This window comes from Streptomyces sp. NPDC093252, from assembly GCF_040683675.1.
Taxonomy (GTDB): Bacteria; Actinomycetota; Actinomycetes; order Streptomycetales; family Streptomycetaceae; genus Streptomyces.
The window spans coordinates 801357-808462 of record NZ_JBFBEM010000001.1; the positions used below are offsets into that span (position 1 = coordinate 801357).

General features: G+C 72.8%; 9 protein-coding genes. 4 read left to right on the top strand and 5 right to left on the bottom strand.

The window, feature by feature from the left end; all coding sequences use genetic code 11:
• Positions 1-9: 9 nt before the first annotated feature.
• The 4 genes from AB0O01_RS03180 to AB0O01_RS03195 all read right to left on the bottom strand — a co-directional run bounded on the left by AB0O01_RS03180 (position 10) and on the right by AB0O01_RS03195 (position 2891).
• Positions 10-525: a hypothetical protein gene (locus AB0O01_RS03180; protein WP_365310427.1), complete on the bottom strand. Its 516-nt coding sequence runs from the start codon at positions 523-525 to the stop codon at positions 10-12.
• A 188-nt stretch (positions 526-713) separates the two neighbouring features.
• On the bottom strand, positions 714-1574 hold the full coding sequence (locus tag AB0O01_RS03185) for an ABC transporter permease (protein WP_365310429.1): 861 nt from the start codon (positions 1572-1574) through the stop codon (positions 714-716).
• Positions 1534-2367 (bottom strand): ATP-binding cassette domain-containing protein, encoded by an 834-nt coding sequence (locus AB0O01_RS03190; RefSeq protein ID WP_365310432.1) that lies wholly within the window; start codon positions 2365-2367, stop codon positions 1534-1536. Before AB0O01_RS03190 ends, AB0O01_RS03185 begins: the two co-directional genes overlap by 41 nt.
• The gene (locus AB0O01_RS03195; protein ID WP_365310434.1) at positions 2364-2891 is read right to left on the bottom strand and encodes a MarR family winged helix-turn-helix transcriptional regulator; all 528 of its coding nucleotides are present in this window, start codon (positions 2889-2891) and stop codon (positions 2364-2366) included. Before AB0O01_RS03195 ends, AB0O01_RS03190 begins: the two co-directional genes overlap by 4 nt.
• A 214-nt stretch (positions 2892-3105) precedes the next feature.
• On the opposite strand from AB0O01_RS03195, the gene AB0O01_RS03200 reads away from it, so the two are divergent.
• Positions 3106-3918 (top strand): SigB/SigF/SigG family RNA polymerase sigma factor, encoded by an 813-nt coding sequence (locus AB0O01_RS03200; protein ID WP_365310436.1) that lies wholly within the window; start codon positions 3106-3108, stop codon positions 3916-3918.
• 165 nt (positions 3919-4083) lie between these two features.
• On the top strand, positions 4084-4887 hold the full coding sequence (locus AB0O01_RS03205) for a VOC family protein (protein WP_365310438.1): 804 nt from the start codon (positions 4084-4086) through the stop codon (positions 4885-4887).
• Between the two features lie 89 nt (positions 4888-4976).
• Here the strand turns inward: AB0O01_RS03205 and AB0O01_RS03210 are convergent, their stop codons facing one another.
• Positions 4977-5492, bottom strand: coding sequence for a pep a2 (locus AB0O01_RS03210; RefSeq protein WP_365310440.1), 516 nt, complete (start codon positions 5490-5492; stop codon positions 4977-4979).
• A 374-nt stretch (positions 5493-5866) separates the two neighbouring features.
• Here AB0O01_RS03210 and AB0O01_RS03215 point away from each other — a divergent pair, with 374 nt between their 5' ends.
• Both AB0O01_RS03215 and AB0O01_RS03220 read left to right on the top strand, forming a co-directional pair.
• Positions 5867-6163, top strand: a complete 297-nt coding sequence (locus AB0O01_RS03215) for a DUF5133 domain-containing protein (RefSeq protein WP_365310442.1) — start codon at positions 5867-5869, stop codon at positions 6161-6163.
• Positions 6164-6240: 77 nt separating this feature from the next.
• Positions 6241-7106: maltotransferase domain-containing protein (locus AB0O01_RS03220; protein ID WP_365310444.1), on the top strand; the 866-nt coding region annotated here is incomplete at its 3' end.

Below are 7106 nucleotides of genomic sequence, written 5' to 3' on the forward strand. Positions count from 1 at the left end.
GCGTCCCGCTCAGGCGGTGCCCTCCTCGGCCTGGCCACGCAGGAAGTTGCTCACCTGGCAGGCCAGGCCCTCACGGGCGGGGTGCGCGCTCGGGGCGTCCTCCTGGACACCGAGGCCGCCGGACCACATCCGGCGGCCGGTCCACTCCTCGTCGATCCGCAGATGCACCTGGACGTCCACCTGGGCGAGCGCCGCCTCGGGTCCTGCGGCGAACAGGACGGCGGTGGCGCGGCGCAGCGGGTAGACGTCGTAGCCCTCGATGAACTGGGAGTTGCGCCAGTCGACGAAGGCGCTCTCGCCGTCGGGGCCGACGCGGATGTCGAGCTGGCCGTCCTCCAGATGGACGCCGAGGTGCCGGGGGCCGCGGTTCTCGACGGTCACCCGGAGACTGAAGTAGGTGAGCCCCTCGGCGGCGTCGTCACGTCCGCGCGGGGGTTCCTGGGCACACAGCCGGTGGACGCGGACCCGCAGACCGGCCCGCTCGTCGTACTCCTGCCAGTCCCCCACCACGTTCGGCTCGTACACCTCTCACGCCCCTCCCTCCGAGAGCTGCTTCCTATCCGTGGGTCCGGTGGGCTGTCAAATGGGTGGAATCCGCTGTGATCAGGGAAAATCCCGGGGCGTTCGGTGATCAAGCCGTGCCCAGGGAGAATTCCCGCGCGGGCCGGGAGGGCCCGGGCCCGCGCGTGCTGCACATCACGTCGGCGGTCCGCTCAGCGGGCGAGCCGGCCGAGCAGCGAGGAGGCGGCGGCGATGCCCACGGCGGCGGCCACGGCCAGCACCCCGAAGTCGAGCGCGAGATGCGAGGGGGTCCCGATCAGCAGGCCGCGCAGGGCGTCGACCTCGTAGCTCAGCGGGTTGACCTTGCTGATCGCCTGGAGCCAGCCCGGCATGATGTCGACCGGGTAGAGGGCGTTGGAGGCGAAGAAGAGGGGCATGGTGATCGCCTGCCCGAAGCCCATCAGACGGTCCCGGTTGAGGACGATCCCGGCGATGGTCATCGAAAGACAGGCGAAGAACGCCGAGCCGAGGATCACGATCAGGGCGACCCCGAGGAGCTTGAGCGGGTTCCAGGTCAGGGAGACGCCCAGCAGCGCGGCGATGATGATCACCACCACGGCCTGGATCAGCGCCTTGACGCCGGACGCGAACGCCTTGCCGGTGATCAGCGCGGCCCGGGGGGTCGGGGTGACCAGCAGCTTGTTGAGGATCCCGGCGTCGCGCTCCCAGATGATCTGGATGCCGTAGAAGATGGCGATGAACATCGCGGACTGGGCGATGATCCCGGGGGCCAGGAAGTCGGTGTAGGGGACGCCGCCGGTCGGGATGGCGTGGATGCGGGTGAAGGTCTGGCCGAAGATCAGCAGCCAGAGGGCGGGCTGGACGGCCCGGGTGTACAGCTCGGTGCGGTCGTGGCTGAGCTTCTGGAGTTCGACGGCGCACATCGCGACGACCCGGGCGGGCAGCAGCCGCCAGCCCGCGCGCGGTGAGGGCGGCTTGAGCAGCAGCCCGATGTCGCCGGTGCTCGGTGCGTCAGCCGACACGGCCGGCGGTGCGGCGGGTGCTTCGGACATCGCGGAAACCTCCTGGCTCGTCGTCCAGGCCGCCGCCGGCGACGTCCCGGAAGACGTCCTCCAGCGTCGGCAGCGGACCGGTGGCGGCGGTGGACCGGCGGTCGGCGAGGCCCCGGCGCAGTTCGTCGGGGGTGCCGAGGGCGCGGACCTTGCCGTGGTGCATCAGGCCGACCCGGTCGCAGTACTGGTCGGCCTCGTCCATGTAGTGGGTGGTGACCAGGACCGTCATCCCGGTGGCCCGGCGGACGGCGTCGATGTGCGCCCAGACGCCGGTGCGGGCGATCGGGTCGAGGCCGATGGTGGGCTCGTCCAGGATCAGCAGCCGGGGGGCGCTGACCAGGGCCTGGGCGAGTTCGAGGCGGCGGACCATACCGCCGGAGTAGGTGCTCGCGAGCCGGTCGGCGGCATCGGCGAGACCGACGGCGGTGAGGGCCTGGCGGACCCGCTCGGCGCGTTCGCGGCGAGGGACGTCGTAGACCCGGGCGAAGAGGGTGACGTTCTCGCGGCCGGTGAGTCCGGCGTCGGCGGAGAGCTGCTGCGGGACATAGCCGAGCATCCGGCGCACCCCCATCTTGTCGCCCGCGGCGTCCCGGCCGAAGACCCGCACCATCCCGGCCGGGACCGGCAGCAGGGTGGTGATGCAGCGGATCGCGGTGGTCTTGCCTGCGCCGTTGGGGCCGAGCAGACCGAAGACCTCGCCCTCGCGCACGGTCAGGTCCAGCCCGTCGACGGCCTTGGTGTGACCGAAGGCGTAGGTCAGACCGGTGCAGGAAACAGCGCTGTCGGTGCTCACGCGTCCTCCTCGCGCAGGGTGTCGGTCAGCCGCCGCATCGCCGGAAGTGCGGCACGGAGGGCTTCCCGGTCGGGTTCGTCCAGCCGGGCGACCTGGCGCCGTACGACATCGGCGCGGCGGCGGCGCCAGTCCGCGAGCCGGGTCTCGGCGGCCGGGGTCGGCAGCAGCCGGGCCGCGCGGCGGTCGGCCGGATCGGTCTCCCGGACCAGCCAGCCGTCCCGGACGAGCTGGTTGACCAGCGTCGACACCGAGTTCCCGGCGAGACCCAGCTTTCTGGCGGCCTCCGAGATGCCGACACCGGGGTGCGAGGTCGCCAGGCGGAGCAGTTCCACCTCGGCGCCGCGCAGCCGGGCGTCCGGCAGTTCGGCCCGGACCCGGCGCCGGATCAGCCGCTGGACGCCGACCAGGGCGTCGGCGAGTTCCTCGGGGAAGGGGTCGGGGTCGGTGCCTGCGGCGCCTGCGGTGTCCGTGGCGCCTGCCGTGCCGGTGGTGCCGGTGGCGCCTGCCACTGTGTCTGCTGCCATGCATTCAACGTTAGCTCTGCTAAGGAGATACCGCCTCAAGGGGAGGTCAAGAACGGCTCCGGATTCGTTCGGGTTTCGGCACGGGAGCGACGAAGGGTGATTTGCCCGTTTCGGCACCCTGAGGGCGGGGCATCGGCTTCTCAGTGCCACCGCCCTGGCTCCGGGCCCGCTCGCTCCGTACCGCCCCGGACTCCGGTGAGAAGAGGTGCGCCGTATGCGTGACACCGGCAGGAACCAGCACCCCCACCCGCGCCCCCATCCCCATCCCCATCACGACGCCCCCGACACCGCCGACGCGTTCGAGCGGCTCAGCCGGATGCCGGACGGGCCCGAGCGCCGGGAGCTGCGGGACGAACTGGTCCGGGCGTGGCTGCCGATGGCCGAGCGGATCGCCGTCCGGTTCCGGGGCCGCGGCGAGACCCTGGAGGACCTCCGCCAGGTCGCCGCGCTGGGCCTGGTCAAGGCCGTCGACCACTACGACCCGGCACGCGGCCACGCCTTCGAGGCGTATGCCGTGCCGACGGTCACCGGCGAGGTGAAGCGGCACTTCCGGGACCATCTGTGGACCCTGCACGTCCCGCGCCGGGTGCAGGAGCTGCGCAACCGGGTGCGGCGGGCGGTGGCCGAGCTGGCGCAGTCCACGCCGGGGCGCTTCCCCACCGTCGCCGAGATCGCCGCGCACACCGGGCTGGAGGAGGGTGAGGTGCGCGCCGGTCTGGAGGCGCTGGACTGCTTCACCGCGCTGTCCCTGGACGCCGAGCCGGCCGGTGGCGACGGGCACAGCCTCGCCGACACCCTGGGCGGGACCGACCCCCGCTTCGACACGGTGGTCGACCTGGCCGCCGTACGGCCGTGTCTGCGGGCGCTGCCCGAGCGCGAGCGGACCATCCTCTATCTGCGGTTCTACCGCGGCATGACCCAGCGGCGGATCGCCCAGCAGCTCGGCATCTCGCAGATGCATGTGTCCCGGCTGCTGACCGGGTGCTGCGCGCGGCTGCGGGCGGAGGTGCTGGCGGAGACGGGGTGAGCCCCCGGGCTGACGCCTCCCCGGGTGGGGCGGGGCGCGTGGGGCCGGTCGGGGGTGCTCGGCGGGCCTCCGGGGCGTTCCGGCCGGAGACTGGTGGGGACCGGGCGGCCGAGGGCCGAGGGCCGACGGCCACGAGGAGACGGATGTGCCGATGAGGACGTGCCCATGAACCAGCACACGACACCCGCCCGCCCCGCACCGGAGGTCGTCACCACGCGGGCCGTGTTCGGCACCCCCTGCTGGGTGAGTCTGACCAGCCGGGACCTGGACGCCACGGCCGCGTTCTACGGCGCGGTCCTGGGCTGGCGGTGGCGGCAGGCCACACTCGGCGACCACTTCCGGATCGCCCTGGTGGAAGGGGTGCCGGTGGCGGGGGTCGCGGCGGTGGCCTCGATGTGGCAGATGGCGGTGGCGTGGACCCCGTACTTCGCGGTGATCAGCGCGGACCAGGCGGTGGCGCGGGCCAAGGAGCGGGGCGGTACGACGGCCGTGGGGCCGATCTCCCTGCCGCCGGGGCGGGCGGCGCTGCTGGCCGACCGGGACGGGGCCACCTTCGGGGTGTGGGAGGGGGAACTCGTGGGCCACTGGGAGGTGTGGCACCGCTCGGCACCGGCGTTCATCCGGCTGCACACCCGGGACGCCTTCGACGCGGCGATCTTCTACGGCGAGGTCCTGGAGTGGGCCTCGGACCGGCCCGGCTCCTGCGAGGTGCACTACGAGGGGGACGAGGTGGTACTGCGGCGGGGCGGTGAGGTGGTGGCCCGGATCCGGTCGGGCGCGCTGGGCGCCGCCCCCGATCCCACCATCCGCCCGCACTGGCAGGTGCACTTCGCGGTGACCGATGTGGCGGCCTGTGTCCGCGCCGCCGAGCTGAACGGCGGCAGTGTCCTCGCCGAGGGCCTCCAGGACGCGGTGCTGCGCGATCCGGACGGGGCCCAGTTCACGGTGACGTCGGAGCGGCGCCCTTGAGGGGGCGGGTCGGTTGTGCGGGTCGCCGGTTCAGGCGGAGCCATGGCTCACCCGCTCAGAGCCATGGCTCACCGGCTCAGGGTCATGGCTCACCGGTTCAGGGTCATGGATCGTCGGCGATCCGCCGGCCGGGACACGGCGACGGCGGCGACGGGGAGGGCGCGGGGCGCCCGGCGGCCCTCGCTGAGCCGGGGTCCGGGGGCGGTCGGCACCAGGGGCAGGCGCTCTCCGTCGCGGGCGCGCTGCGAGAACCAGATGACCCTGCTGCCGGTGCCGGTGGCGCAGCAGCCCCAGCCGTCGCTCATCGCGGCGATCCGCTCCAGGCAGCCGCGCAGTTCCCGGTCCGGGCGCAGCCCGTCGTCGTGCTCGCCGACGGCGGTGATCAGATGCTGGCCGTTCCACCACAGTTCGACGGTGGTGTTCTTGTCGGTGGCGTGGGCGTCGATGGCCTCCAGCAGCAGCCCGGTGTTGGCGCACACGGGGGCGACGAGCGGGTCGAGGTCCCAGTGCCTCAGATGGGCCGCCAGGATGCGCCGGACCTGCCGGACGCGCTCCGGGGTGACCTCCACGTCGAGGTGGTAGTAGCAGGGAACTGCGGTCTTCATCGTGGTGGGCTCCTCACCGGCGGTGGCCGCGCGTCTCCGGGTCCCACGGACCCGACCCCGACGCTCACGAACAGGAAAGCGGACACGAAAGCGAAAGCGGACAGAAACACGAACGCGAACACGAAGCGTGAACATCCGTCGCTTCTGAGTCATCTCCCACAGTGGAGCCGCTAGGCCATTCGTGCAACACGAGCGCGCCTCCCGCACAGCCTCCCGCGCATCTGAGCGCACATTTGAGACAAATGGATACACATCTGAGATTGTTGAAGCTCCAACAAGACGCTGCGTCGCCGCGCGTGCACCATGAGTGAAGGCTTCGAGCGGCGCCCGAGGGTCGGGAGCGTGCCTTCGTCGCCCGGAAGGTGAACCGCGCCATGCTGCTACCCGCCAAGGCCGAGGTCACCCGGCAGTTGAGGCGGTACCGGGCCTGGGAACGGATGATGCTGGCCGCACCCGCCGACCGCGCGGTGCGGGCCGTTTTCGAGGACTCGGGCTACACGTTGTGCGTGCTCATGGGCCAGCGGTGCGCGCGCGAGGCAGCGGACGCCGCCGAGCGCTATCTGCGCACCACCCTGGCCGCGTATCTGCTGGAGCAGAACGGGCGGCGGCACATCGGCCGGGCCGCCCGGCGGGGCCCACCCACGGCCCTGCCCACCACCGCGGGCGGGTGACGACACCTCCCGCACCGCATTCCCCCCGCAGCCGGGCCGCCCATGGCCCGGCTTCGAGCACGACGGAGGTGAGGACCATGAGCGTAAGTCCGACTGTCGGGCGTATCCCGGTTCGGGACGTCCGACCGGCGGTCGCGGGCGGCAGTTGCCCCGCGAAGGCAGTGGTGAACGAGACGTTCCAGGTCACCGCCACCGTGTTCCGCGAGGGCCATGACGCGGTCGCCGCGAATGTGGTCCTGGTCGATCCCGAGGGCCGTCCCGGACCCTGGACGCCGATGCGCGAACTGGCCCCCGGCACCGACCGCTGGGGCGCCGACATCACCCCGGACGGCGAGGGTCGCTGGACCTATGCCGTCGAGGCGTGGAGCGACCCGGTCGCGACCTGGCGCAGGACCGCCCGGATCAAGGTGCCCGCCGGTATCGACGCCGGACTCGTCCTGGAGGAGGGCGCCGAACTCCATGAGCGCGCGGCGGCCGGTATCCCCGGGCGGGCCCGCCGGGCGACGGTGCTGCGCGCCGCCCACTCGCTGCGCGACGACGACCGGCCCGTGGCGGAGCGGCTGGCCGGGGCGCTGACCCCGGAGGTGGAGGCGGTCCTCGCCCGCTACCCCTTGCGGGAGCTGGTGACCACCTCCGCTCCCCTGCCGCTGCTGGTGGAGCGGGAGCGGGCCCTGTTCGGGTCCTGGTACGAGTTCTTCCCGAGGTCGGAGGGGACGGCCGAGGAGCCGCACGGGACCTTCGCGACCGCCGCCCGCCGCCTGCCCGCCATCGCCGCGATGGGCTTCGACGTCGTCTACCTCCCGCCGATCCACCCCATCGGGACGACCCACCGCAAGGGCCCCAACAACACCCTCTCCGCCGGACCCGAGGACGTCGGCGTGCCCTGGGCCATCGGCTCACCGGAAGGCGGTCACGACGCCGTCCACCCCAAGCTCGGCACCCT